This window comes from Saliphagus sp. LR7 (assembly GCF_003344565.1).
GTDB lineage: Archaea > Halobacteriota > Halobacteria > Halobacteriales > Natrialbaceae > Saliphagus > Saliphagus infecundisoli.
In genome coordinates, this window is the sequence record NZ_QPND01000035.1 from 1 (window position 1) to 25901 (window position 25901).

General features: G+C 56.2%; 19 protein-coding genes and 2 pseudogenes. 13 read left to right on the plus strand and 8 right to left on the minus strand.

Annotation, left to right across the window (positions count from 1 at the left end):
• Positions 1-168, plus strand: a pseudogene (locus DVH23_RS21620) (IS630 family transposase); the annotation flags it as partial.
• Between the two features lie 196 nt (positions 169-364).
• On the opposite strand, the gene DVH23_RS21625 reads toward DVH23_RS21620, so the two are convergent.
• Entirely contained in the window at positions 365-1348 is a 984-nt protein-coding gene (locus DVH23_RS21625) for an ABC transporter permease (protein ID WP_114579434.1), read from the minus strand.
• A 499-nt stretch (positions 1349-1847) separates the two neighbouring features.
• On the opposite strand from DVH23_RS21625, the gene DVH23_RS21630 reads away from it, so the two are divergent.
• The 5 genes and pseudogenes from DVH23_RS21630 to DVH23_RS21650 all read left to right on the plus strand — a co-directional run.
• Positions 1848-2747 carry an ABC transporter permease gene (locus tag DVH23_RS21630; protein ID WP_157972567.1) on the plus strand — a complete coding sequence of 300 codons (900 nt, stop codon included), beginning with the start codon at positions 1848-1850 and terminating at the stop codon, positions 2745-2747.
• Positions 2744-3805, plus strand: a complete 1062-nt coding sequence (locus DVH23_RS21635) for an ABC transporter ATP-binding protein (RefSeq protein ID WP_114579436.1) — start codon at positions 2744-2746, stop codon at positions 3803-3805. Before DVH23_RS21630 ends, DVH23_RS21635 begins: the two co-directional genes overlap by 4 nt.
• A complete protein-coding gene (locus DVH23_RS21640) occupies positions 3798-5033 on the plus strand; it encodes an ABC transporter ATP-binding protein (RefSeq protein WP_114579437.1) in 1236 nt (411 codons plus the stop codon). Before DVH23_RS21635 ends, DVH23_RS21640 begins: the two co-directional genes overlap by 8 nt.
• 265 nt (positions 5034-5298) lie before the next feature.
• Entirely contained in the window at positions 5299-9456 is a 4158-nt protein-coding gene (locus DVH23_RS21645; protein WP_114579438.1) for a PKD domain-containing protein, read from the plus strand.
• A gap of 172 nt (positions 9457-9628) precedes the next feature.
• A pseudogene (locus DVH23_RS21650) lies at positions 9629-9999 on the plus strand (IS6 family transposase); the annotation flags it as partial.
• A 485-nt stretch (positions 10000-10484) separates the two neighbouring features.
• Here the strand turns inward: DVH23_RS21650 and DVH23_RS21655 are convergent.
• Genes DVH23_RS21655 through DVH23_RS21665 form a run of 3 tightly spaced genes read right to left on the minus strand, consistent with a single transcriptional unit; the run spans position 10485 to position 13377 of the window.
• The gene (locus tag DVH23_RS21655) at positions 10485-11669 is read right to left on the minus strand and encodes a CaiB/BaiF CoA-transferase family protein (protein ID WP_157972568.1); all 1185 of its coding nucleotides are present in this window, start codon (positions 11667-11669) and stop codon (positions 10485-10487) included.
• A gap of 60 nt (positions 11670-11729) precedes the next feature.
• Positions 11730-12695, minus strand: coding sequence for a carbohydrate kinase family protein (locus DVH23_RS21660; protein ID WP_114579440.1), 966 nt, complete (start codon positions 12693-12695; stop codon positions 11730-11732).
• A gap of 13 nt (positions 12696-12708) precedes the next feature.
• A complete protein-coding gene (locus DVH23_RS21665) occupies positions 12709-13377 on the minus strand; it encodes a transaldolase family protein (protein ID WP_114579441.1) in 669 nt (222 codons plus the stop codon).
• A gap of 104 nt (positions 13378-13481) precedes the next feature.
• Here DVH23_RS21665 and DVH23_RS21670 point away from each other — a divergent pair, with 104 nt between their 5' ends.
• From DVH23_RS21670 to DVH23_RS21680, 3 genes are all read left to right on the plus strand, one after another.
• Positions 13482-14633, plus strand: a complete 1152-nt coding sequence (locus DVH23_RS21670) for a glycoside hydrolase family 88 protein (protein ID WP_114579442.1) — start codon at positions 13482-13484, stop codon at positions 14631-14633.
• Positions 14630-16270, plus strand: a complete 1641-nt coding sequence (locus DVH23_RS21675; RefSeq protein WP_114579443.1) for an AMP-binding protein — start codon at positions 14630-14632, stop codon at positions 16268-16270. Before DVH23_RS21670 ends, DVH23_RS21675 begins: the two co-directional genes overlap by 4 nt.
• Positions 16271-16508: 238 nt before the next feature.
• Positions 16509-17741 (plus strand): sugar ABC transporter substrate-binding protein, encoded by a 1233-nt coding sequence (locus DVH23_RS21680; RefSeq protein WP_114579444.1) that lies wholly within the window; start codon positions 16509-16511, stop codon positions 17739-17741.
• 44 nt (positions 17742-17785) lie between these two features.
• Here the strand turns inward: DVH23_RS21680 and DVH23_RS21685 are convergent, their stop codons facing one another.
• Complete coding sequence (locus DVH23_RS21685; protein WP_114579445.1) at positions 17786-18250, minus strand: MaoC family dehydratase; 465 nt, start codon at positions 18248-18250, stop codon at positions 17786-17788.
• Positions 18251-18532: 282 nt separating this feature from the next.
• Here DVH23_RS21685 and DVH23_RS21690 point away from each other — a divergent pair, with 282 nt between their 5' ends.
• A complete protein-coding gene (locus DVH23_RS21690; RefSeq protein ID WP_114579446.1) occupies positions 18533-19537 on the plus strand; it encodes an LLM class flavin-dependent oxidoreductase in 1005 nt (334 codons plus the stop codon).
• On the opposite strand, the gene DVH23_RS21695 is transcribed toward DVH23_RS21690, so the two are convergent.
• From DVH23_RS21695 to DVH23_RS21705, 3 genes are read right to left on the minus strand one after another with little or no spacing between them, the layout of a single operon-like run.
• Complete coding sequence (locus DVH23_RS21695) at positions 19538-20338, minus strand: ATP-binding cassette domain-containing protein (protein WP_114579447.1); 801 nt, start codon at positions 20336-20338, stop codon at positions 19538-19540.
• Entirely contained in the window at positions 20335-21339 is a 1005-nt protein-coding gene (locus tag DVH23_RS21700) for an ABC transporter permease (RefSeq protein ID WP_114579448.1), read from the minus strand. The genes DVH23_RS21695 and DVH23_RS21700 overlap by 4 nt, the downstream gene beginning before the upstream one ends.
• 54 nt (positions 21340-21393) lie before the next feature.
• On the minus strand, positions 21394-22812 hold the full coding sequence (locus DVH23_RS21705) for a sugar ABC transporter substrate-binding protein (protein WP_232833888.1): 1419 nt from the start codon (positions 22810-22812) through the stop codon (positions 21394-21396).
• A gap of 106 nt (positions 22813-22918) precedes the next feature.
• Between DVH23_RS21705 and DVH23_RS21710 the strand changes: the two genes are divergently transcribed.
• From DVH23_RS21710 to DVH23_RS21720, 3 genes are all read left to right on the plus strand, one after another.
• Positions 22919-23677 carry an IclR family transcriptional regulator gene (locus DVH23_RS21710; RefSeq protein ID WP_114579449.1) on the plus strand — a complete coding sequence of 253 codons (759 nt, stop codon included), beginning with the start codon at positions 22919-22921 and terminating at the stop codon, positions 23675-23677.
• A gap of 640 nt (positions 23678-24317) precedes the next feature.
• Positions 24318-25493 (plus strand): enolase C-terminal domain-like protein, encoded by a 1176-nt coding sequence (locus DVH23_RS21715; protein WP_114579450.1) that lies wholly within the window; start codon positions 24318-24320, stop codon positions 25491-25493.
• An 11-nt stretch (positions 25494-25504) separates the two neighbouring features.
• On the plus strand, positions 25505-25901 hold a 397-nt coding region (locus DVH23_RS21720), incomplete at its 3' end, for a Gfo/Idh/MocA family protein (RefSeq protein WP_198668052.1).

The window sequence follows — 25901 nt, forward strand, 5'->3', positions numbered from 1 at the left end:
CTGCCGCGGGGTTCACCGGAGCTGAACCCCGCGGAGGACTGCTGGAAGAAGCTCAATCAGGTACTCGGTAACCGCCTGTTCGACTCACTGGACGAACTTCAGGATGCCGCGCTCGCTGCACTCGACAGCATCAATCCACCAAATATCTTTACGTATTTATGTCCGTGAGTATGAGAACCGTTGTATAACACCCTTTCGCGGTGGGAAATACGTAACGTCATTCGTTTATAATTAAGAGACAAACCGAATAATAACGTCGTATCAAAGTTCCCTTCTGTAAGCGGATCATTCTGTGACACTCTCATAGTGCCGAGAGTAAATTGGAGTGTGTCCCGTCATCAGGCCCCAACAACAGGTGGGCGCCTTACCGTCGGCTTCCGGTGTCGACGCGGGGATCGAGTATGCTATAGGAGAGATCCTGGAGGATATTGCCGACGACGCCGATACCGACGATGACTACCGAACTTCCCATCACAACGGGCATGTCGCTGGCCCAGACGGCGTTATATAGCAGGTAGCCTAGACCGGGAATGCCAAAAACGGCCTCGATCACGAGTACGGAGATCGCAACTAGCGCCAGCGTTTCGGTGAACACGAGCGATACCAACGGGATCGCCGCGTTCCGGAGGAGGTGCCTGGCAACGGTGGCCCGTCCGCCGCCTTTCGCCCGGACTAGTTTCATGAAATCCGTCCCACTGTATCGCAACGCGTATGCCCGGGCATAGCTGACGATCGCCCCGAGCAGTGTCGTCGTCACCAGTAGTGGGGGGAGCACGTAACCGTAGCCCACAGGAAGTGTGAGTGTGCGGATTCGGTTGACATCCAGATCCCAACCGAACCCGATTCCGAGACCGGCAGCGGCGAGAACGATAGTTCCGAGCCAGAAGTTCGGCAGTCCGAGCAGCAGGTATGAAAGGGTCCGGGCGACACGCCCCCGGTTTGAGCGGTCGTACAGAGCGACGTAGAGACCAACGAGAAGTCCCAATCCTGCGGCCAACAGGATCGCCGGTACCACGTAGGCGCCCGTCCGGATGGCCGCCTCTGTCACCGTCGGCAACACGGTCTGACCGGTCTCAAAGGACTCGCCCCACTGGAGTGTGAACATTCTCGTTATCCATTCGACGTACTGCTCGGCGAGCGGACGGTCCATCCCCCGCTCGGCGAGATACTCGCTTCGCGTTCGCTCTAACATTTCGGGCGTAGCCCCGCCGCGGGATTCTCCGGCGAGAATTCGGTCTAACAGCCAATCCTCGGTCGCGACGAATACGAGGAAGATTGCAGAGAGGAGTGCCCAGATCGCGACCAGCCCGAGAACGACCCGTTGTACGAGCAAGCGAAGAAGGCTCACGGCCGCTCACCGCCGGATCTGGAGGGCACGCCGGCAGTAGGACCAAAAATTGTTTAAAACTTGTCCCGGTAACGTGGATCGTTCGACAGATTGCTCTCCATTTCCCGGCCCGAGCGCTTCGAGGCGGCCGGTCAACCTTCCACAGACGGCCATGACTGACTCCCCACCCGCTCGGAATCCCGAATCAAACCCTGATTCAGGCCCCCATTTATCCGACACAACTGCCTTCGAGCAAGTCGACTGGGACTCAATCGGTCCCTCAAGACGTCGACTGACCGGAGAACGAATCGTCCTTGCGACCGGACTAGCGCTTCTCGGAGTCGTATATTTTCTCCATCGGGCGAGCGATGAGGTCTACCTCTTCTGGCGTTGGGACGTCGGGCCGGCCGACTGGCTGTTGTTGGTGTCGGCGGTCGGCCTTATGGCCTACGGGCTGGTTTCCTTAGTCCGGGACCGGAGGCGGATCCGGCGGCACCTTGCTGCCCTCTCCAGACGCCCGATGACCGTCCTATCGCTTTCCGTATTGGTCGCCATTCTGGCTGTGGCGCTGTACGCGATCGTCTCGGGCTTTCAACCTCGGCTGACCTTGGAAAGCGGGACCCCCGGGACCAATAAGTTCCAGCCACCGGTCGGGCTCACGGGCCCGTTCGTTGAGACAGGCAACGACTGCGTCGGGGCGACGACCGACGGACCGATTACCGAACGGATCTGTCACGGTACTTGGACCCACCCGCTTGGAACCGACCGTTGGGGGTACGAGCTGACGGACCTCCTCGTCGTTGGTGCCCGACCAGTTTTCTATGCGACTATCGTCGCCCTCGGGGGGATCGTCCCGCTTTCGACTACTGTCGGGCTGGTAGCGGGCTACTACGGTGGACTCGTTGACGACCTCCTGATGGCCTACATCGACGTCCAACTTGCCGTTCCTGCGATTGTAATTTACTTAATCGCGCACATGTTCTTCGGGAACTCGATGCTTCTCCTTTTGATCGCGTTCGGATTGCTCTCGTGGGGCGGGATCGCACGGGTCGTCCGGAGTGAAACTCTCCAACGGCGCGAGGCGGGCCACGTACGCTCGGCCAAGGCCGCCGGTGCCTCAGATGCCTACCTCATCAAACACCACCTTCTCCCGAACGTCACTGACAGCGCTGTTCCCGCGGCCTTCCACCTGATTGCGGTCCTTGTGCTCACCGAGGCGGCACTTTCCTTCCTGGGCTTTCACGTCGCTTTCCAGTCGTGGGGAATGACGATCGCCGAAGGGCTATTTTATGGCCCGCCACTTGCCGTCTGGTGGACCTCATTAGTGCCTGCCGCCGCTCTTGCGGTGACAGTGCTTTCGGTCAAAATCGTCGGTGACGGGCTCCGAGACGCACTCGACCCCCGCGAGGATCGGACATGACAGGAGCAGGTACTGGAACGGATGAACAGCTCCTCTCGGTTGATGGCCTCCGGACCCACGTCCGGACTGAGGGAGAGACGATCCGCGCCGTAGACGGCGTGAGCTTCGACGTCGACTCGGGAGAGACCGTGTGTCTCGTCGGCGAGTCCGGATCCGGAAAGAGCGTTACCTGCGAGTCGTTAACAGGAATTGTTCCCCAACCACCCGCAGAGATCATCGATGGCTCGATTTGCTTTGACGGCCACCAGCTTGCCGATCTCTCCGAGTCCGACCTTTGCCAGGTCAGAGGCGACCGTATCGCCCATGTCTTCCAAAATCCTCAGAGTGCGCTTGATCCTGTCTACACCGTTGGCAACCAGATCGGTGAGGCGATTACACTTCATCGAGATATCGGGTCCGACGAGGCCCACAAACGCGCAATCGAGCTCCTCCGCCGGGTTGGAATCCCGCGAGCCGAGGAACGCGTCGACGACTACCCCCACGAGTTCTCTGGTGGGATGCGTCAACGGGTTGCGATCGCAATCGCACTGGCGCCCGACCCCGACCTGGTGATCGCCGACGAACCGACGACTGCCGTCGATGTTACCGTCCAGGCCAGGCTGATCAAACTGTTTCGTAAGCTGACCAACGGTGGGCTCTCGATCCTGCTCGTCACCCACGACCTACGGGTGGTCGCCTCGCTTGCGGACCGGGTACTAGTGATGTATGGTGGCACTATTGTCGAACGCGGACCCGTCGAACACTTGTTCGATAACCCTGCCCATCCCTACACCCGAGCGCTATTCGAGAGCTACGAAGGCCTCGCTCGCGGAGAGCACTCGGTCCGTGGTGAGATCCCTGCCGACGGCTGCCGGTTCCGCCAGGAGTGTCCTCACGCAATCGAGGCCTGCGCTGGGGACGATCAACCGGAGTTCCATCCGATCGGCGGCCGTCAATCTCACCGAGCATCGTGTGTCTACTACGCTCCCGAGCGAAACCCGGTGCCAATTATCGAGGACGACCGTGAAAACTCGCTCGCGGAAACCGAGGCTGAGACCGGAGGTGGGGACGATGGCTGACGACTGCCTGCTCGTCGCCGACGACCTCGAAGTCCATTACCCGATCACCGAAGGGATCCTCCGGCGTGAAGTTGGCCGAGTGCGGGCAGTCGATGGCGTGAGTTTCGAGCTTCGGTCGGGAGAGGCGCTCGGGCTGGTCGGCGAGTCGGGCTCCGGGAAAACGACGACGGCGCTCTCGACGCTTGGGCTTGAGGAACCGACGGGTGGAGAGATCCGGTTCGACGGCGAAGCTATCGGCGACCTGTCCGGTGACGACCTCCGGACGTTCCGTCGGCGAGCCCAGCTAATTGTCCAGGACCCCAACGAGGCGTTCAGTCCGCGGATGCGCGTCGGACAGGCAGTCGCCGAACCCCTCATACTCCACGGGATGGACGACGCCGACCGCCGCCGGGCGATCGTCGAGGACACCCTAGAGCGGGTGGGACTCGCGGCCTCCGACGCGGATCGGTATCCTCACGAGTTCTCCGGCGGGGAGAAACAGCGGATCGCACTCGCACGGGCGTTGGTTCCCAATCCCGACCTGATCGTCGCCGACGAACCGACGAGCGCCTTGGACGGCCGGGTCCAGTCGGACGTCCTCTCGTTGCTCTCGGACGTTCAACGAGAATTCGATGTGGCCATCCTTTTCATTAGCCACGACATCGACGTCGTCCGCCGATTCTGTGACCGTATCGCGGTGATGTATCTAGGTGAGATCGTCGAACGAGGCCCGATTGACGCTATTCTCTCGGAACCTGCTCATCCGTATTCCCGAGTGTTGATGGGGTCGGTCCCGAGTCTCGACCCGGCCGACCGAGAACTTGCCAGGCCACTCACCGACACCGTTCCTGATCCCTCCGATCCGCCCTCGGGCTGTCGATTCCACACCCGCTGTCCGGAGTACATCCCGCCGGAGGGCGTGAACCTCTCTCGAGAGACCTGGCAGGCCGTCGTTGCCTTCCGGTTTACCCTCCAGACCGGCGAACTTCCGGCGAGGATCGAGGGCGTGACCATCAGAGAGCAGTTTGGCCTTCCGGAAAACATCCCCAATAGCGACGTCGATCGGGCGGTCAGCGAAGCGATTGATCGCCTCAAGCACGGCAACGAAAAGGCCGCAGCCGACCCCCTTACGGAGACGACTGCAAGCGTCTGTGAGCGTGAATTGCCTGAGACCGATACTGACGGTCGTCCTATCGCCTGTCATCGCTACGATCCGGCTGTCGAGGCCGACCCTAACGAGTGGTCGTGATAGCCCGGTTACTCATAGATGGAGGGGACCTGTGAGCAGTTCTCCTACAGTGGCCCCCATCAGGTTGGGCATTGATCAATATATGTTACCCAAGAAGCTGGTGCGGAGCTGTAAACCCTCTTTTTTGCATTCAGTGCTCGTTAGGGAGGAGGGCTCAGTGCCTCGATTCCTATCGCTTCTGTCCTCATCACCGAAGGTCTCTAATTCCAATCATGTAAAATCTCAAGGAAAGGTTTATTATGGTAATTGCTAACAACAGTATGTTATGGTTAATAGAGGAGATAACAGTTCTCAGATAGGAAAATGGGCTATAGATGACGGACGGACCGTTCCACTCTCACCTCCCGACGTAGATCGTCGGGACTTTTTGAAAGCAACAGGTATCGGAGCGGCGCTCGCGTTCGGAACTGGAAATGGTGCCGCTGCGAGTTCAGACGGCCCGAACGCAAAGACAAGACTAACTTGGTGGACCGAAGAAGACCGCAAAAACGCCCAGCAAAACATCGATAGCTACGACTGGGCGAAACAGCGCCGCGACCAAGCTGTTCAGGCGGCAGATCAGTACTTAGATCAGTACACCATAGACGATCTCTGGCGTATGGTCGGTGGCCAGAACGTCCCACGAGAGGCAGGTACTCAGCGTGTTCGAAATCTTATGGGCGGGACATCGTCATCCGGCACCGACCGTCCGTGGAAGATGGAAACGGACACTGAGTACATCGTTCCGACCAACGACTTTGCGGCCTACCGGGAGAGCGGTCGTGACGAGAGCGGTGAATTCGATCCCGAGTTAGCCGACGACCAGTACTTGGTCAACGAAGAGTATCCCGACAAGCCCGATGACTGGGGAGTCGACGATGGTACTGGTTGGGTTGACGAGGACGGGGAAATAGGCGACGCGGGCGAAACCCTTCACTTCGTCGCCTTCTACAACCACTGGTTCCGATGGCGAGGTGACGTCCACACGATGATTCAGTCGTTCTCAGACGCCTACCTCTTTACGGGGGATGTCAAGTACGCACGCGCCGGTACGGTGTTGCTGGATCGAATTGCAGACGTCTATCCCGATATGTACATCGCCGCCTATCCCGCACCCGAGTATCACAATATCCACGGGGGACGGGGGACGGGCAAAATCATTGGCTCTCTCTGGGAGGACCAAATCATACCGGACTTCCTCATGGCCTACGACGCCTACTATCCAGGTCAGGAGGATCAACAATTGATCGACTTCCTCACTGCTAAGACCGAGGAGTATCCAGAGTTGGGACGCAAGGATACGACAGGATACGTCAGAAAGAACATCGAAGATGGCCTCTTTCGAAACATACTGCCGGCAACGAAAGACACCCACCTCGTTGTTGGAAGCGGTGCACGTGACGTATTAGCGCTTTCAGCACGGATCATCGACGAACCGAACGGGTACACGGCACAGACCCTCGAATACCTCTTTCAGCCGGGCGAGATCAAGCACACTGGTGACGACGACAATCCCTGGAGTGACTGGACGACAACCGGCGGAGACGTCATTCCGTATTTGGTTCGACTCGTCGATCGAGATGGGTACCGGGAAGAGGCAGGACCCAACTACAATTCGCTCGGCCAGAGTACGTTCACTAGTCTCGCAAACATCTTAGACGGATACGATGCCTACGACGGTGCCGATCTGTGGGACTATCCGAAGTTGTACGCATTTTCGAAGCAGAACATCGAGCTCGTCATGCTTGATGGGTTGACGCCAGATATTGGCGATGACGAGACCAACTATACGGGGTATAATCTAAACCCCTCATCGATCAGGGGCGCCTTCGATGCTTACGGAGACTCGATATTCGCCCAGACGTACTTCTTTTTGAATGGTTACTCGACGGCTGGGATGCGAGGTGATGTGTTCTCGGCGGACCCAGAGGCACTCCCAGCGTCAGTTGAGAGTGTCATCGAAAGTGAGGGGGTCATTGACTTTGATAGCACGTTGTTACCGGCCTATGGGTTCTCTGCGCTGCGCGACGGTGAGAACTACACGAACGTCCCCTTTGGGGAGACCTACGCGTTCAAGGATCTCTTAGCCAGTAGTTCCGTGGCGACCAAGGACTTCCCGGAGGCAATCCAGTTCCAGGCAAACTCGCCAGGCGAGGAGTGGACCTTTGAGTTCGAAGTCGACGATGATGGATCGTATCTTCTTGAGATGGAGGCCCTTAGAGCCTCAACATACGGTATTTATGAACTCCTGATTGATGGGGAATCGATCAGAACCATCGATTTCTACGGTGGGTCTCGTTTCACCACGTCGGTCGAGATCGACCTTTCGGAGGGTGTCCATACGATCACCTTCGCCAATGACGGCAAGAATGAGGACTCTGACGATTATCTGATTGCACTGTATTATCTGGATGTCTTGGATGAAACGGACAGGGAGACAAGAGACCGCGCACAGGAACGCGGAAATCGGAAACGGGCCATCTGGCACTATTTCGGGAAGAACGCCCACGGACCGGGGACCTCTCACGCCCATACCGATACCCTAAATCTCGGGATTATGGCCCACGAGCTTGACTTGGCTCCGGATCTGGGCTATCCGGCAGATCTCGGGACGCCAAAGGCCCAGAACTGGTCAGCGGAGACTATCAGCCACAACACAGTGATGGTTAATCGCCAGTTCCAAGAACCCCAACTCGTCGCCAGGACCAAGCATTTCGATGATGACGAGCAGGTCAAACTGTTCGATGCAAACTCGACAGAGGCGTATGAGGATGTCGACGAGTATCGTCGGACAACGGCGATGATTCGGGTCGACGAATCAAACTCCTATGCTGTTGACTTCTTCGACGTTGATGGCGGCGATGACCACCTCTTTAGCTTCCATGGAGCGACGTCCACTGACGTCGCCACCACCGGCCTCGATTTGGTCGACCAGGGCAGCGGAACCTATGCCGGTCCTGACGTCCCCTTCGCTTCGCAGTCCTACAATGACTCCGTGGGAAGTGGCTTCAACTACCTTCGGGATGTCTCTCGTGACGAGGAGCCGGCGGCTCCGTACAGCGTGGACTGGGATATTGAGGACTACCGCGGCCGTCGTGATGATGACGCAGATATCCACCTTCGCTTGACTATGCTCAACGACGAGTTGGACGAAGCGGCCCTCGCCACGGGCGAACCACCGGACCGGCCGGAGAACCCCGACGAGTTGACGTACCTGCTGGCTCGTCGGACGGGTTCAGATATCCAATCTACGTTTACGTCCGTTCTTGAACCCTATGCTGAAGGCCGCTTCATTGACTCAATCGAGTCCATTCCCGTGACGAGCGAGGACTCGGACGTCTCGGACGCACGTGCGGTGAAAGTCGTTCTGACGAATGGGCGGACGGACTACGTCGCTCGGGGTGCCGGACACGACATCACACACGACATCGGTGATACGTTCTCCTTTACCGGCGCTTTCGCGGTCTACTCGGAGCGCGATGGTGAGGCTGTACGTACCTATCTCCAAGACGGTACGTCTCTCGTCGCGAACGGTGAAACGCTCATTGACGAATCGGTAGATCGGTTCACCGGTTCTGTTGAGGACTTCACCAAGGAGATGAGCATGAAGAACGAACTCATGCTTGCACTGGATAACAGAGGAGGCGAGCGAAAGCGGTTTGATGGCAGTGCTTCGGACTATCTCTACATTGACAACAAGGACAGCAAACTCTCTGGGATCAATTCCAACGAAACCTATGCACAGAGTGGTACATATCGAATCAACGCCGTAGACAACTCCGATGGCCGAAAGCAGGTCACAGTTGACGTTGGCGACCAGACGTTCATTCGTCGATTCATCGACCCCGACCAACTTGCAGACGGCGGCTACCACTATAATATTGAAGAAGGTGACAATGTCTACGCTCCACTACGTCACACCTGGAAGCTCCTTTTCGCGGAGATTGATGCGAGTGCGACCGAGACGACTATCGGCGAACGCCTAGAGTTTGACGCAAGGGACGTGACAGACAACGATCGCTGGATCGACTCGTTGGAGTGGGACTTAGGAGACGGTACGACTGCGGCGGGATGGTGGACGGACCACCGCTACGACGAAGCAGGCGAATATACGGTCTCGCTGATCGCCACTGCCAACGACGGAAAGACAACAACCCATGAGGTGACCGTCACGGTCGGTGACCTCACGGAACCGATTGCACGTGCGAAGCCGAGTGAAACCGATGTCTCAACGGATGAGCGCATCGAATTCGACGTTGAGGACACTTCCGGTGACGACCGCTGGATCACTTCTCTAGAGTGGGATCTAGGGGACGGTACGACTGCGACGGGATGGTGGACGGACCACCGCTACGACGAATCCGGGGAATTCACTGTCACACTAACCGCGACGGACAACACTGGTCATTCAACAGTCCACGAAGTGGTGATTACAGTAAGTTAATTGTTCGCACACACACTCCCGTTACATGGTATTGATGAAAATGGAATGGGGTGGCGAGGTCAGGCTTTTAAACCGGCCAGTACGTTTCACTGACTCGAATGAACTGGTGATACTAGTAGCTTATTGTACTGCTGGGTTGGAACTGGTGGTTCATTTTCTCAAGAGACAAAAAGACCTCTACACAAAGTTGATTCTCGACGCCGAGCTGCTCGGACGTCATGGAACCAATCCGGCGGCTGCGTTCCTGCATGACTCTGCGAGAAACACGATCTCTCTTAGGCGGTGTTTCTCGTCGATCAGTTTGGTTATCGGACCGGCCTTGCTCGACTAGGATTGAGCGGTCGGGTTGACTATAATGACCGAAATCTCATCGAAAAGTGGTTTCACACGCTCAAAATGCGAGTCGACCGCTTCCACAACTCGTGGGTGGGCAGTCGAGCCAGTACCCGCCGGTGGATGGTTCAAGCCATGCACTACTATAACCTTCAGAGGCCGCATCAGTCACTCGCTCAACGAACGCCAGCCGAGGAGGTGCTGAACTAGACAGTACCTCTGAACTATGTTCATATAATCTTATGTTTTATGTTTCCACCCAAATTAATTGTATACGTGGCCGCCTACTCAAGTGCCCTTTCAGTGTCAAGTCGCTTGAGCCAGCTATAGATTGCCCGCCGTTAACTGCCATCCCACTCCGCGAGTTTAGTCTGTGTAACATCACTTTAGTACGCTATTGTGGCTAAGAGCTGTTGTGCCGACTTCTTTCCGTCCATGTTATCAAGAAATCTTGCAATTATTCGGCAAAGATCTCGTCGAGATGATCAACCACAGACTGCAACAAATTCTGAGTAAATTATATAATATATACTATATAGTTTAATATGTCATAAAGAATGTGACCGGCACTTTCTCTACAGAGTTGGAAACTTCGGTGTGGACAGTCGATCCGTCAGCCGGAGCTCATGAGAGCTGGAAACGCCAAAGGTATGACTAAGAGCACGACTTACGACCGAGGAGTGCCGGTTACGGTCTCACTCTGCGACGCCCTGATGTCGGAGATTCGCGATGGTTTCTTCATCATACCCGTGCTCGGCGAGGACCTCCTCTGTATGCTGGCCCGGATTAGGCGGTCCTTCTTCGAGGGACGCGGGTGTCTCTGAGTGGTCGACTGGTGGACCTACTGTTCTAAATGTCCCACCGTCAGGGTGGTCAAGTTCGACGATCATATCGTTGTGCTGAATCTGCGGATTCGCCTGGACATCGTCAAAGTCCTCGACGCTTGAGATCCATATATCGGCTGTGAGAAATTTCTCAAGAAGTTCGTCCGTCGGTTGGGTTCGCGTATACGCCTCAAGGATCCGCTTTATTTCGTCCCGGTGCTCGTAGGTCGCCTCTTCGCCGTCAAACTCTTTGAGTTCGTCGAGGCCGGTCACATCGGCCAGCACGTCCATGGGTGTCATCGCGATAGCGACATAGCCGTCTGCCGTCTCGTAAATGCCGTAGGGCCCACCAAGCCAGGCCTGAGCGACCCCTTCCTTGCTTCGCTCGAAGTCCTTGTCCATGTTCATCGCGGCGGTCAGCTCCTGGCACTGGAAGTCAAGCGCGGCATTGAGGAGATTCGCCTCTAGTCTTTGACCTTCTCCAGTTCGCTCCTTGTGGAACAGTGCAAACATCGTGTTCAGCGCAATGAGTGTCGCAGAATGTTCGTCGACGACGGCCGTTCCGACCGGCGTTGGGGGGTCATCCTTCCGGCCGGTATAGTTGGCGAGCCCGCTCATCGCCTGTAGCAAGAGGTCCTGTCCGGGCCGATCGGCGTACGGTCCGTCCGATCCGAATCCGGAGGCTGACACGTAGACAACCTCGGGGTTAACCTCGCGGACGTCATCATAACTGAGATTGAACTTCTCCATCACTCCTGGCCGGAAGTTTTCAACTACCGCGTCGGCCTCAGCCGCGATATCGAGAGCCACTTGCTGTCCCCCCTCCGACTTGAGATCAAGGGTGACGCTGCGCTTGTTCCGATTCATCGCAAGGAAGAACGGGCTTACGCCATCGTACAGTTCACCGCCCGCTGGCAGCTTTCGCTCCCATTCGCCGCCGATGCGTTCAATCTTGATCACATCGGCGCCCATGTCGGCAAGTTTCTGCGTAGCCCACGGCCCCTGCATCATCTGCGTAAAGTCGGCGATGGTGATACCGTCGAGTGCCTGCTTCATGGTAGACGCCATCGTCCAACTGGCGTAAATAGGTTTGGCGGAGCTGATCCCCCGATGGGGTTACGCCCAAGGAACGTTATCATGGAACTGGCGCACGTCATCGAGCGACGAGAGCGCTGTAACAGCTCCTGGCTGCGTCGTGGCGATTGCACCTACAGCATTTGCCAGCTTTAGTGCCCGTTCGGGGTCCTCGACACCGTTGGTGATTGAGGCAATCATTCCGGCGAAGAAGGCGTCGCCTGCACCGGTGGTATCAACGACATCAACCTCATAGCCCCTATGACGCGCGAGTCCGGGAATCGGGCTCGCGGATGTACCGTAACAGAGTGCGCCTGCATTACCCAGGGTGATCACCACCGTATCAGGACCATTCGCCGCGACGGTCTCTGCGAGAGTGGATGGGTCCTCTGCTGTGAACCCTGCCGCAGCGAGGTCCTCCTCCGATGCGACCAGGAAATCGACATTCGAGAGGGCACCACGAAGGACGGCCGCGAAATCCTCGCGGCTCTCCCAAAGATCTGGTCGCCAATTGGGATCCATAGAGACGATGCATTTGTCACTGGCCCGTTCCTGCAGTTCCAGCGTCGCTGTCCGACTCGGTTCGACGTTCATCGTTACGCCGGTAGTGTGGACCCAGGAGACGATGTCGAGGGTTGCATCCGTGACAGTTCCCGGTTCGAGCCGCGTATCGGCACCGCGTGCTCGATAGAACTCGAACGACCGTTCACCGGATACGTCGTGTGATACGACGCCAAGCGTGGTTCTTGCTTCGTCGTCAGTAATGAGATACTCTGAAGGAATATTGCTCTCCAGAAAGTGACCCTGGAGAAAACTCCCAAAGGCATCAGTCGCAAACCGCGTCCAGAAGAGCGGCGGCACGTCAAGCCTGTCAAGTACGATTGCCACGTTCGCTGCGGAACCACCGAGCCGAGGGACGTAGGATGTATCGTTGTCGGGCGGTCCCTCATGTGATGGAAGGAAGTCGACCAACGTATCGCCGGCCACGAGAACGTCTATGTCAGGCATATTGATACTTGATCTAGTCCTTCGCTGGGTCTGCAATTGATGAGTCGGTACTCGCCCAAGCCGCGGTGAAACCTTCAACGCTCTCCCTTGTTTCTGGTGTTGAGATGTGCGACGAGAGGATGTCTGGCCCCATTGTTATCGCGTCGACGCCAGCTGCATAACACCCGGTTGCATGGTTCGTGGTCCGAATACTCGCCGCCAGCACCTCCGTATTGAAGCCGTATCTGTCGACGAGCGCTTGGATTCGTTCGACAGTGTCAATACCGTCGTCGCCAGCGTCTTCCATCCGACCGACATACGGTGCGACGAAGGTGGCATCGTTCTTTGCAGCGAGCATCGCCTGTTCAACGGAGAACACAACAGTGATCCCCGCGGGAATCTCCTCCTGGCGGAGGTGATAGAGTGCCTCGAATCCCTCCCTGGTCGCTGGGATTTTCACGACCACCGAGTCGCCCCAGGACTGGTACATCCGCCCTTCCTGAACCATTCCATCAACATCTTCGGCGAGTACCTGTGCGAAGATCGGTCCGTTGATGATCTCATCGATTGTCGTGACTACGTCGCGGTAGGTTTGTCCAGTGTCGGCGATGATAGACGGGTTCGTCGTGACGCCGTCAATGACGCCCATCGAGACGAACTCCTCAATGGCATCGACTGCAGCAGTGTCTACGTAGAGGTTCACAGTTGGAGTCGCACACGACCGTTAATAGAAGTTACCCGAACTGGCACTTGATCCCGTTTCTCACGGGAGCTGGTTTCATTAACCGGCCCTCCCTGAACGTACATATGACCGCCAATCTTGAGACCCTCGACTGCGCTAGGGATGCGCTCATCGACCGCGTCGATTCGACGCTCAAAGCGACGGGCGAGGAATTCCCCTATTTTGCCAACCCAGAGACTGGTACATGGGACACCACCGACAACGGAAACTGGTGTGGCGGGCACTGGATTGGACTGCTCTGGTTTGCCGCAGGCCACGCCGATGATGAGACAAGAACAAAGCGCTTCGCGGCCGCTGCCCGGTCCCACTCCGAGACGATGGCAGAGTACATGCCGAGGGCCTCGATGTTCTGCGGAATGAACTTCCACCTCTCCGGCTTCAAGGGGTACGACGCGACGGGGGACAGGGCCCTGTTCGGGCTCGGACTAGAAGGAGCGGACGCGATGGTTGCGGCGTTCGACGAGACCGCCCGCCAGGTGCCGCTGGGGCAACTCGCGATCAAGGGTCCCGATCAGTTCCGGGGACCGGAATCATCGCATGGACCGCCCGGCGACCGGCTCGGCGCCGTTGACGCTGTCCACACGTCGTTACCCGTCCTCTGGCGGGCGTATGCTGAAACTAGTGAGGCCCGGTTTCGCGACATCGCGGTCTCTCACGCCGACAGACACCTTGACTGGTACGTGCGAGAGGACGGGAGTACGTGGCATCACGCAGTCTTCGAAGGCGATACCGGAGAGTTGGAGCGTCAGTACAATGAGCTCGCATTGAGTGATGACACCTGTTGGGCCCGTGGCCAGGGGTGGCACATTGCCGGACTTGCCCGCGCCTACGCCGAGACCGGCGCTCGTCGGTATCTCAACGCACTGCGGAAGAGTGTCAACTACCACCGTAAGAATGCTCCATCCGACGGCGTTCCTCAATGGGACTATGCTGCGGGATCCGACGAGCCGAGAGACACCAGTGCGGCCGCGCTCGTAGCCTACGGCCTCACCATACTCCCATCCCAATCGGAGACTGCCGATTTGCGTGAGTACGGCCGAGAAATTCTTGCGACATTGATCGACGGATACCTCGTGACTGACACGGACGCGAACAACCGCGGGGCGGTCTTACATGGCTGTTTCAACCGACCAGGCCAATACGCGGACGACCACGAACTACTCTGGACGAACTATTACGTCGCCGCGACCATCACCGCCATTTACGACCAGCAATGACGCGAGGCTACCGGCTGCCACGACCGGATCCCGACGCCGACGACCCATGGACGGGTTTCGAGTGGAACCTCGGCGAGTCATATAATATCGCCTCGGTCGCTCTCGAACGTGCCAACGCTGAACCAGACGCAACGGCCCTTCGACACCATCCGCTCAAAGGGTCGCCGACATCACTTACCTACCAGGCGCTTGATGAAGCGGCCGACGCCCTTGCCGAGTTTCTTGAGGAACAACGTATCGAACGCGGTAACCGCGTCGCCGTGTGTCTCCCTCAGTGTCCCGAACTCCTGATTACCCATCTCGGGATCTTCAAGCATGGTGCCGTCTCCGTGCCACTCTCGATGCTATTAGGGGGCGACTCCCTTTCGTATTCTATCGAGGACAGTGGGGCGTCGCTGGCTGTTGTCGACTCCCAGCGCATCAGCGATGTCGTCGAAGCCGCGGATGTCGAAGCTCATTCCGTCAAGCCCGGTGAGTACAGCGCGACTACCCTCGGTGGCCTTGACGATCTGACCCCGTGCAAGACACACATCACCCCTGGCAAGACAGCCCCTGACGACCCCGCAATCATTCTATACACATCCGGGACGACGGGCAAGCCGAAGGGCGTCGTGCAGGGTCACCGATACCTCGCCGGCTCACTCCCCGGTTACCAGGCTTGGTTCGAGATGTTCGACGATGCAACCGCCCGATCGGCCCGTGTCTGGACGCCGGCGGAGTGGGCCTGGGCTGGGGCCTTGTTCGACGTTGTCTTTCCAACGCTGGCGATGGGCGGCACGCTCGTCTCGAGGGAGCGTCGCTCCGGCTTCGACCCGGCCGGCGCGCTCTCTCTGATCGAGGACGAGGCCATTACACACACGTTCATGCCCGCGACTGCACTTCAACGGATTCGTAGGGATACCGACCCATCGGAGTACAACCTTGGCTCGCTCGACGTGGTGATGTCCGGCGGCGAAAGTCTCCCGCGCCCCCTGCTGTCTTGGGCCCGTGAGGAACTCGCCCCTTCGGTACACGAAACGTACGGCCAGACGGAGGCGAACGCGCTGGTCGGCAACTGCTCGGCTGCTTACGACGTCCGTCCAGGGTCGATGGGCAAAGCATATCCCGGCCATGACGTCCTCGTAGTCAACGAAGACGGTCGGGAGGTGGACACTGGCCACATCGGCGAGATCTCCGTCCGACTGCCGGATCCGGTCGTATTCAATGAGTACTGGGACACCGAGGCAGCGACCGAGAAGAAGTTCAACGATGATCTCTTTCTCACCGGTGACCTAGCCATTAGGGACGACGACGGGTACTTCTGGCACCGTGGTCGGAAGGACGACCTGATCATCACCTCCGGATACCGGGTGAGCCCTCTAGAAGTAGAGCGGGTTCTCCAGTCACACTCCGCTGTTGGCAACGTTGTCATCGGAAGTGTTCCGGATTCAGAGCGCGGTGAGCGGGTCAAGGCCTACCTTGTCCTCGGGAACGAGACGACGGCCGATGACACGCTTGTCGAGACGTTGAAGGATGCTGTTCGAGCAGAACTTGGTGCCCACAAGGTCCCCCGGGAGATCGAGTTCATCGATGAGATCCCGGAGACACGATCCGGAAAAGCCGATCGGTCAGCGCTGTTTTCGACTGAAGACGGATAGTACAAATATCGCTATTCAGAGCGATGACTGGAACGTTCTGTGTACTTTCCGAATAGAGGTAGGTAGACGCCAGCGTTCGGCTGAAGAAGCATTTTCCCTCAATAACGGGAGTAGGGTTCCAGTTTTATTCAAATCTGACATATCAAGTCCTATCGGAGCGTTCTCAACCTAGAAATAGGATAACCTACACACACATTTGCCCGGAACTATTTTACCCTCTTTAGTCGACTGTGAGCACATGCCAACTCTGCGGTTCATTGGTCGTCCCTTCGACGGCTTCGAGAAGGCCTTAGAGCGGCAGGTCGAATCGTTCAACGAACACCATGAACAGACGCTCGAACTTGATCGAGAGCACCGGCCCCTGCCGGAAATCCACGAGGAGCTCGTCGAGACAGGGGTGATCGCCGATAAATACGACCTCTTCCTCTGTCTCAGCGACTGGCTCCCAGCACTCGCCGACGAAGACCTCCTCTTGTCCCTAGAGGAGTACCTTATGGAGGACCCACCCGCGGACTGGCCCGAAGGATGGGCTGAGAGTATGCGCGAACTCGTCTCGTATGGGGGCGCGACTTACGGCATTCCCTACCACGATGGTCCAGAGATCTTTCACTACCGCCGTGACCTCTTCGAGAGCGTCGCGGAACAGCGCGCCTTCCGTGAGGAGTACGGACACCCGCTGCACGTTCCCAAAACCTGGCCGGAATTCCTTGACGTAGCAGAGTTTTTCACCAGGCCGGAGGACGACCTCTGGGGAACCGTCGTGGCAGCGTTACCTGACGGGCACAACAATGTGTACGACTTCCTTATCCAACTATGGAGTCGCGGGGGCGAGATTCTCAATGAGCAGGGCCAGCCGGCGTTCGATAATAAGGCCGGCCGTGATGCGCTCCAGTTCTATCACGACCTGCTCTACAAACACGAAGTCGTCCCTCCAGAGGCGGCCGAAATGGAAAGCGTTGAGGCTGGCCAGTTCTACGCCGACGGGAAGGCCGCGATGATGTGGAATTGGGCGGGCTTCGGTGCGTTAGCTGAGAATCCCGATTCAGCCGTCTTCGGTGACGTGAACTATGGGCTTATTCCGCGAGCCAACTCACCTGCAGGGCGTCATACCGGGCTGACTGTTCTATACGGTTTGACGATTCCAGCTAACTGTGATCACCCCGACTTGGCCTATGAATTCATCAAACATGCAGCGAAGTCAGAAAGCGACCAAATCACGACGGAAGCAGGTGCTTCTGGGACTCGGTTTTCGACGTGGCGTAACCCCACTATCCTTCGGCACAACTCCTTCTACTCTGTCGCTGAAGAAGTCAACACCAGCGGCTATAATACACTCCCTCAGATTCCCGAATATGTCGAACTCAACGAGATCCTTAATGAAATGGTTGAAGCTGCCGTCGTCGATCGAAGCAAATCCATCGAGGAAGCGCTATCGGACGCAGCCAATGAAGCAGGCGAATTGCTTGGCTGAGGTGGCTGGCTAACACTCGCCTCGGCGATAGTGCTCCCCTCTTCTTATTCTTCGCCTGATTCTCGACGTTCGACCAGCGTAATGTGTGTACAAACAAGCACAGTCTCCCCATCGTCATTCTCGACTTCGTATTCGTAACTGACGCGGCCGAGTGTGTCATTGTACACCTCAGTCTCAACTATTTCCCGCGAAACCGAGATGGTGTCGCCGATCAAGACCGGTTCAACGAACCGGAGCGTGTCATAGCCATAAGAAAAGGACTTGGGGTTCATGTCTGCGACTACTGCCTCCGCGATCGCGAAAACGAGATTACCATGGGCGATCCGACCCTCGAAATCAGAGGCTTCTGCGGCCGACTTACTCATGTGGAGCGGATGAAAATCACTGGAGATGCCAGCGAAGTTAATGATATCCGTCTCAGTAATTGTCCGTGAGTCATCAACTCGATAGGTTTCGCCTTTCTCGATTTCCTCAAAATAGCGATCGGTGTCTTTGGCTGGTGCCTGCATGTATTGGATACAGGTGGATAGGTGGATAAAGCTAGCTCACTTAGAACGGCTCAAGGGGTAGGCCCGCACTGAGTCGATATCACAGAGAGTGCCGATTGAGTGTTTAAATTCGACAAATCAATATCGAGTGCAAGGATGAGTACACCTGATCTCTGAGGGCATGCCTGGGGGGAAACTGGGCGGTAGATCGTGCGGGACCGTAGTCACTTTCGATCCTACGTTTGAGCTGACATCAGTAGGTCGACCCCCAACGATTATTTTGCCTGCCTGCGGACCACCAGTATGCAATTCGACTGGATGGTCCAGTGTTATGCAGGCGACGGCGTCCACCGAGATACGCCGATGATGGAATCACTCGAACGAAAAGACGTACTCCACGGTGTCGATACGGCAGTCGATGTTGGCCTTGAAGGACTCTGGGCACCGGATCATTTCATGCTTGGTCCCCACGCCGAGGAATATGAGGTCTGGACGCTTTTATCGACGTTGGCGGAACGAACGGACGACGCTGACATTGGGTCGCTCGTAAATTCCGTCACCTACCGGAATCCGGCGTTGCTGGCGAAGATGGCAACTACACTCGATGTCCTCTCCGAAGGGCGACTCAGACTGGGGCTCGGCGCTGGCTGGCATGATGAGGAGCACGCCGCTTACGGCTTCGACTTCCCGGACGTTGGCACTCGTATCGACTGGTTGGAGGAATCAGTCCAAATTACGAAGGCGATGTTCATCGAGGAGGAGCCGACGTTCCATGGTGAACACTTTGAGATTGAGAACGCATTGAATGAGCCAAAGCCGGTTCAGGATCCTCATCCTCCAATCGTGATTGGTGGTGCCGGTCCACGAATGCTTCGGCTGATTGCCGCCTACGCAGATGAATGGAACGTTGAGATTAGCGCCCGTGCCCGAGGCAAGCCGATCGAGTTCAAGGTAAGGAAGTTCGAGGAATATCTTGAAGAAGAAGGTCGTGACCCGGACGAGGTCGACCGCTCGTGGCTAGCTCATATCCTCGTCTGTGAGAATGAAGCGAAACTCGATGAATACGTCGACCGGATCTTCCCACTCCCCTGGGGTGAGGAATCGGATATGGAAAATCAGCAACTGTCGACCGCAGAAGAGGCCCGCGAACGTGGAAGTATGCTTATTGGGACGCCCTCGCAGATCGCCAGCCAGATCGAGGAGATTAGAGGACTCGGCTTCGAGAAACTTCAGCTAATGTTTCTTGATTTCCCGGAAGTGCGTGGAATGGAATTGTTTGCTGACGAAGTGATGGCTGAATTCGCCTGACTACTCTGGTCGGCGTCCAGTCGACATCATATGTTTTAGATCTTCCTGACTGACCTTGTCGGTTTGGGCCACGTCAACAAGACTGCCTTGATAGAGAACGGCGATACGGTCAGCAAGTCCAAATATCTCCTCCAAGCTGTGACTGACAATGACCACTGTGATCCCCTCCTCCTTGAGCCGTCGAACTGTTTCGTGGACAAGCTCGGTTGCCTCAACGGAAAGAGCACTGGTTGGTTCGTCCAAGATTACCAGCTGTGGGTCGAAAGCTAGAGCGCGAGCAATAGCTACCAGCTGACGCTGTCCGCCAGAGAGAAACTCAACTTCTGTATGAGCATTGATATCCGGCCGATCTAACGTTTCCTGAAGCAGATTCTCGGCTTTCTGGTATGTCCTCTTCCAATCAATGAACTTCAACGGACCAGCTCCCTTCGTAGGGAACTGGTCCATATAGATGTTCGTTGCAACATCTAAATCGTCCATTAGCGCCAAGTCCTGATATACTGTCTCGATACCATACTCACGGGCATCTTCTGGGTTATTGAACTGGACACGGTCCCCATAGACGTACAGTTGCCCATTTGTCGGCTTGTGTACGCCACATAGAACGTTCATTAACGTTGATTTCCCGGCACCGTTATCCCCAACCATTGCGAGGACCTCATTTTCCTTAATTTCGAAAGAAACGTCATTAAGAGCAACAATTCGGGCGAAGTGCTTATCAACGTTCTCAACCCGAATTGGCGGCGCCGGTGATTTCTCTGTTCCTTTCTCTGGCCCGGAATCGCCTTCAAGCGTACTCATGCAGTCTCACCTGCCAGGATACGGCTTCGGATATCTTCCTTGAAGTTGTACAGGAGAATTGCTACCAATAATACCATCCCCTCAGCCATTTCGATTTGTGCGGCCGCAATGCCAGATAGTTGGAGTGCACTCTGTACGATACCCAATAGTAAGACACCTCCGAGGGCTCCCGATATCCGCCCGCGCCCGCCAAAGAGACTTACACCACCGATAACGGCAGCAGCGAAAGCCGGGAATACCATATTTTCGGCAATATCAGGCGGGACAATTGTGGAGTAGCCCGTCAACATTAAACCAGCGAGACCAGCGAGTACACCGCTAATAACGTACACCATGATGATCACACGGTCCGTATTAACCCCGACAGCACGTGCGGATTTTTCGGAACTCCCCACGGCATACACTGACTGTCCGAAGCTAGTATACCTCATGATAAAGGCAAATAATAAGAACACTGCAACCATTAATCCGATCGCGTACATCGAATTGCGTCCAAGAAAGAGATATCCGGCAGGTAGATCCCCGACCGGCCGTGTTGTCAATGCTGTTTTTGCCCCAGAGAAGATGATTAGGAAGGCGAGTGTCTGAAGGAAAGGATTGACATTTAACTTTGCAATCATTACTCCATTGAGGAAACCGATGAATCCACCAACCAAGAGGATAATCCCTATCGCTAAATAGGGATTCCCAATGAGGCTCCAACAATTTGTGCATCCACCGACAAGCATCCCGGTGAACACCGCTGAAAACCCTGCGATTGCTCCAATTGACAGGTCGAAGTGCCCCGACAATAGACATACGCTCTCAGCCAAGACGAGTAAACCAAGCGGAACTGACGAGTAAAGCACTAACTCGAACGACCGGAAATTCCGAAATAGATCCGGTACTAGAAATCCGGCGACGATGAGCGTGACAAGGAGAATGGGCCAGATCATATGATCTAATACGAGTGGAACTATCCGCTCTCTGCGACTTGATTCAGATTGGGAAAGTACTGACATGGTGTGGCTTAGTATTGGATGAAAATCGAGTAGGAAATTAACTTTTCGGTTAGTTTAGCCCCAGATGTTTCCCCAGAGATACGGCTCATCGGCATTATCCTCAGTGAGGGTGATGCCGCTAGTCTGAACGTAAGGATGGCCGTCTTTTTCAACTACCTGTGCTGGTGCCCATGTCGGCTCTGACCAGAGAGTTCCATTTTGGTGCTCAGTGGGCTCAAAGGAATAATCATCCTCTGTGAGTTCGCTGTCGATTTCCGGGATCGCGTCATCACCATTCTCCCAGTAAGCTTCCATCTGCTTGATAGCTAGTGGGATGTAGAACGTCACGGGTTGGTCAACAGCAGCGTCAATGTACCCATCAAGTATCTTTGGGTTGACATCTGGGCCGCCATCAAGTTGGGTGACGACGATGTGATCATCTTCTCCTTTCGGGACAGCGAGCCCTTGATCTTCAAGTGCCTGGAATGTACCTAATCCAGAAGTCATGTTCGAAGAATAGACGCCATGGGGCGTATCGTTACCATTGAGCCACGTTTGGACCTTTGATTGAGCGTCAGATTGTGTCCAGTCTGTCTGGATTGTATTGACGATTTCTACGTCATCCTGGCTTTCCATCACGCTAAGGAAACCATCCGTGCGGGCGTTCGATGAGGAGATGAAATCTCCTCGCACGTTTAGTACTCGATAGGTATCGACATCTGGCTTCTGGTTAGTCAAGGCCTCATACATTTGTTCACCACAGATTTGGCCAGCATTCTCGTTCCCAAATGCTGTGAAAGACTTTACAGCCTCGGTTGTCGCATCCTGATTAGCCGTGAAAACGGGAATGCCAGCTTCCTCGGCTTCCACGATTACATCGTTAAGCGACTCATTGTATGGTACCAGAACAATCCCATCATACTCCTGGTTAATCATCTGGCGGACCTGTGAGATCTGGGTCGCCGCATCCGCCTCGTGGATGAAAGTCTCGAGCTGGTAACCCTGACTCTCAGCATAGATTGTTCCTGAATCAAAGAATGCTGTAATCCAGGACCCACCAGCTTGGTGCTGAGAAATTCCTATTTGTCGGGATTCACCGCTCCCACTGCCGCTTTCATTGCTCGTTTGGTTGTCGGTATCGTTCCCGTTGCCGTTACCACTGGCGTTGCCGTTCCCATTACCGTTTCCGTTGCCGTTACCACTGGCGTTGCCGTCGCCGTTTCCATTGCCGTTCCCGTTTCCATTACCACTGGCGTTGCCATTCCCGTTCCCGTTTCCATTACCGTTGCCGTTGCCATTTCCATTGCCGCCCTCATTGCCCATGCAACCGGCAAGAGCGCCTGCAATCGTTGTTCCGCCCACCACTTTGATGAATGAACGTCTGTCAGTAGACCGCATGGTTAGCTTATGGCGAGCCAACCGCAATAAATCTTTAGTATATTTTTGGTTTGTTTCTCCTATACAAACATCTAAATTCGGAATATGAGTACTCATCAACTCTAATCCTAGTAATCCATATATAATTATTTCAAATATAGGCGGGCCGTTCACCAATTTGGAACAGCTAGTTATTTGTTTCTACACGTCCTTACCCAAGGCCATGTCGCAGGCACGAAACCCGGTGGGGGCAACCGAAACCACCTTCGCGATTATCGAAGCCATAGATGAGCTAGATGGTTGTGGTGTAACCGATCTCGCTGATCATCTTGGAATGCCGAAAAGCACCGTCCACAACTATCTCTCGACATTAGAGCAAGAGGAATACATCCATAAGGAAGAAGCGAGCTACCAAGTCGGGATTAAATTTCTCGATATAGGGGCTTCGGCGCGACGCCGACTGCCTATTTACGAGGTCGCCAAGCCTGAGGTCAACAAGCTTGCCGAGGAAACCGGCGAGCTCGCGAACCTCCTGATTGAAGATCATGGTAAAGGAGTTTATGTCCACCAAGCCAGGGGTGAACAGGCCGTTCAGGTTGATTCCTCAGTCGGTGCACGCGTTGATCTCCATGCCACAGCTTTCGGGAAGGCAATCCTTGCACATCTTCCTGTCTCGAGAGTTGATGATATAATTGAACATCACGGTCTCCCCCAACGGACCGAACGCACAGTTGGTACGCGCGAAGAACTTGAAACGGTCCTTGATGAGATCCGGGAACGTGGATATGCAGTCGATGATCAGGAACGTCTTGAGGGATTGCGGTGTGTCGCTGCACCTATTCTCACTGATAGCCGGGTACTTGGTGCAGTAAGTCTCTCTGGGCCTGGAAACCGAATGCAGGGTGACTACTTTGAAGAAGAATTGCCGATGCGACTTCTCGAGACCGTCAACGTAATCGAACTCAATTTCACCTATTCCTAATTTGTTCATTATCACTGAACAGGGGCTGTTTTGCAGTGTTAGATGGAATAAGAGCCCGGCATATACTAAATGATCTCAAAACCCGCACTCAGTCAGAAACTTGATGGACTGAGCGGAACTCTTGACAGCGGAGTACCTCCCTCGTGTCTATCATAGGATAGGCTACGTAACGGCTCAGCCCTTCACATTAAATCCACTACATTTCAAGTCGTCAAATCAGGAGTAGACTCGCTGTTGAACAGGTATCTCGAAGTCAAATGAGCAACCGACCACTTCGATGACGCGCTGATCGATGCGAAAATACAGGAAACACACTCCTGTGAAGATCAACTCATTGTTTCTCTACTGAGAAAATCCGTCAATAGACGTCGTCTCGGAGATATTTAGACGGTAAATCTGTCGTCTGATCACTGTGCAAAGCTGAGTAACGGGTAAGAATTTACTGGGAGTGCACAGGACTTACGCTCATATGTGTGTAATAGATGGAAATGGGTAATTGGGGGTCTAATGACGAATAGGATACTTAGTGAATCGTATCTTGGTCGCCGTACTGTTGTTCAGTAATGTGGAACACCATCCAATTTAGTGTAATAGGAGGTACGAGGGAGAGGTTTATGAGGGGGCCTACTCGTTTTTGTGTATGGCACCGACGATCACGCGCATCGAGAGCCGCGAGTTCGAGTACCCCTTAGAGGACCTCGCGACCGACCAGCACGGCTTCAACCTCGTCTACGAGCCCGGCGAGACCACCTGGCGGAAACTGTTCGCCATCCAGATCGAGACCGACGAGGGCGTCACCGGCGAGTACGTCGGCGGGAACTCCCCCGGCGCCGCCCAGGTCAACATGTTCGCCGACTACCTCATCGGTAAGAACCCCTTCGACCGCGAGAAACATTGGTCGGAGATCAAACGCGCCCTCCGCAAGTACGACCGCATGGGCATCGGCCCCATCGACATCGCCCTCTGGGACCTCGCGGGCAAGTACTACGACGCCCCCATCCACGAACTCCTCGGCACCTATCGGACGGAGATTCCGGCCTACGCCTCGACGTACCACGGCGACGAGAACGGCGGGCTCGACTCCCCCGAGGCGTTCGCGGAGTTCGGCGAGGAGTGTCTCGAGATGGGGTACACCGGCTTCAAGATCCACGGCTGGGGCGGCGGCGACGCCAGCCGCGACCTCGGCCGCGAGATCGAGTCGGTCCACGCCGTCGGCGAGGCGGTCGGCGACGAGATGGACCTCATGTTCGATCCCGCCTGCGAGTACGAGACCTTCGGCGACGCCCTCAAAGTCGGGAAAGCCCTCGATGAACAGGAGTTCTTCTGGTACGAGGACCCCTATCGGGATGGCGGGATCTCCCAGCACGGCCACAAGCGCCTGGGCGAACACATCGAGACGCCGATCCTCCAGACCGAACACGTCCGCGGGCTCGAACCCCACGCCGACTTCGTCGCCAACGGCGCGACCGACTTCGTGCGTGCTGACCCCGAGTACGACGCCGGCATCACCGGCGCGATGAAGATCGTCCACATGGCCGAGGCGTTCGGCCTCGACGTCGAGTTCCACGCGCCCGGCCCCGCCCAGCGCCACTGCATCGCCGCCACGCGAAACACCAACTACTACGAACTCGCGCTGGTCCACCCCGAGGCGCCCAACACCCAGCCCCCGGTCTACGAGGGCGACTACTCGGACATGATCGACACGATCGACGACGGGGGCCGGATCTCGGTCCCCGAGGGGCCCGGACTGGGCGTCTCCTACGACTGGGAGTACATCGAGGACAACGCCACCGGCTCGGTCCACACCTACGAATAAAGAGAACTCACATGACCTACGCTGCAGGCATCATCGGGACGGGCGGCATTGCAGGGATGGGCATCCTCGGGATGCACGACGCTGAGGAGATCGGCCAGACAAAGATCGAGGCGAGCCACGCCGGCGGGTTCGACGCCACCGAGGAAATCGAGCTCGTCGCGGTCGCGGACGTCGACGAGGGAAAACTCACGCGCTTCGGCGAGGCCTGGGAGATCCCCGACGACCGGCGGTACGTCGGCCACGACGCGATGCTCGCTTCCGAGGACCTCGATATCGTCTCCGTCTGTACGCCCTCCTACCTCCATCACGACCACGTCGTCGACGCCGCCCGCTCGACGGCGGACCCGTCGCTGATCTGGTGTGAGAAGCCCATCGCCTCGCAGGTGAGCGACGCCGAGGAGATGGTCG

Bases quoted from the DNA above. Each gene is read 5' to 3' on its own strand.
- DVH23_RS21710 (WP_114579449.1), top strand. From the start codon at position 22,919: ATGTCGCAGGCACGAAACCCGGTGGGGGCAACCGAAACCACCTTCGCG.
- DVH23_RS21680 (WP_114579444.1), top strand. From the start codon at position 16,509: ATGCCAACTCTGCGGTTCATTGGTCGTCCCTTCGACGGCTTCGAGAAG.
- DVH23_RS21645 (WP_114579438.1), top strand. From the start codon at position 5,299: ATGGTTAATAGAGGAGATAACAGTTCTCAGATAGGAAAATGGGCTATA.
- DVH23_RS21630 (WP_157972567.1), top strand. From the start codon at position 1,848: ATGACCGTCCTATCGCTTTCCGTATTGGTCGCCATTCTGGCTGTGGCG.
- DVH23_RS21705 (WP_232833888.1), bottom strand. From the start codon at position 22,812: ATGAGTACTCATATTCCGAATTTAGATGTTTGTATAGGAGAAACAAAC.
- DVH23_RS21695 (WP_114579447.1), bottom strand. From the start codon at position 20,338: ATGAGTACGCTTGAAGGCGATTCCGGGCCAGAGAAAGGAACAGAGAAA.
- DVH23_RS21700 (WP_114579448.1), bottom strand. From the start codon at position 21,339: ATGTCAGTACTTTCCCAATCTGAATCAAGTCGCAGAGAGCGGATAGTT.
- DVH23_RS21675 (WP_114579443.1), top strand. From the start codon at position 14,630: ATGACGCGAGGCTACCGGCTGCCACGACCGGATCCCGACGCCGACGAC.
- DVH23_RS21655 (WP_157972568.1), bottom strand. From the start codon at position 11,669: ATGAAGCAGGCACTCGACGGTATCACCATCGCCGACTTTACGCAGATG.
- DVH23_RS21715 (WP_114579450.1), top strand. From the start codon at position 24,318: ATGGCACCGACGATCACGCGCATCGAGAGCCGCGAGTTCGAGTACCCC.
- DVH23_RS21635 (WP_114579436.1), top strand. From the start codon at position 2,744: ATGACAGGAGCAGGTACTGGAACGGATGAACAGCTCCTCTCGGTTGAT.
- DVH23_RS21640 (WP_114579437.1), top strand. From the start codon at position 3,798: ATGGCTGACGACTGCCTGCTCGTCGCCGACGACCTCGAAGTCCATTAC.
- DVH23_RS21670 (WP_114579442.1), top strand. From the start codon at position 13,482: ATGACCGCCAATCTTGAGACCCTCGACTGCGCTAGGGATGCGCTCATC.
- DVH23_RS21690 (WP_114579446.1), top strand. From the start codon at position 18,533: ATGCAATTCGACTGGATGGTCCAGTGTTATGCAGGCGACGGCGTCCAC.
- DVH23_RS21685 (WP_114579445.1), bottom strand. From the start codon at position 18,250: ATGCAGGCACCAGCCAAAGACACCGATCGCTATTTTGAGGAAATCGAG.
- DVH23_RS21660 (WP_114579440.1), bottom strand. From the start codon at position 12,695: ATGCCTGACATAGACGTTCTCGTGGCCGGCGATACGTTGGTCGACTTC.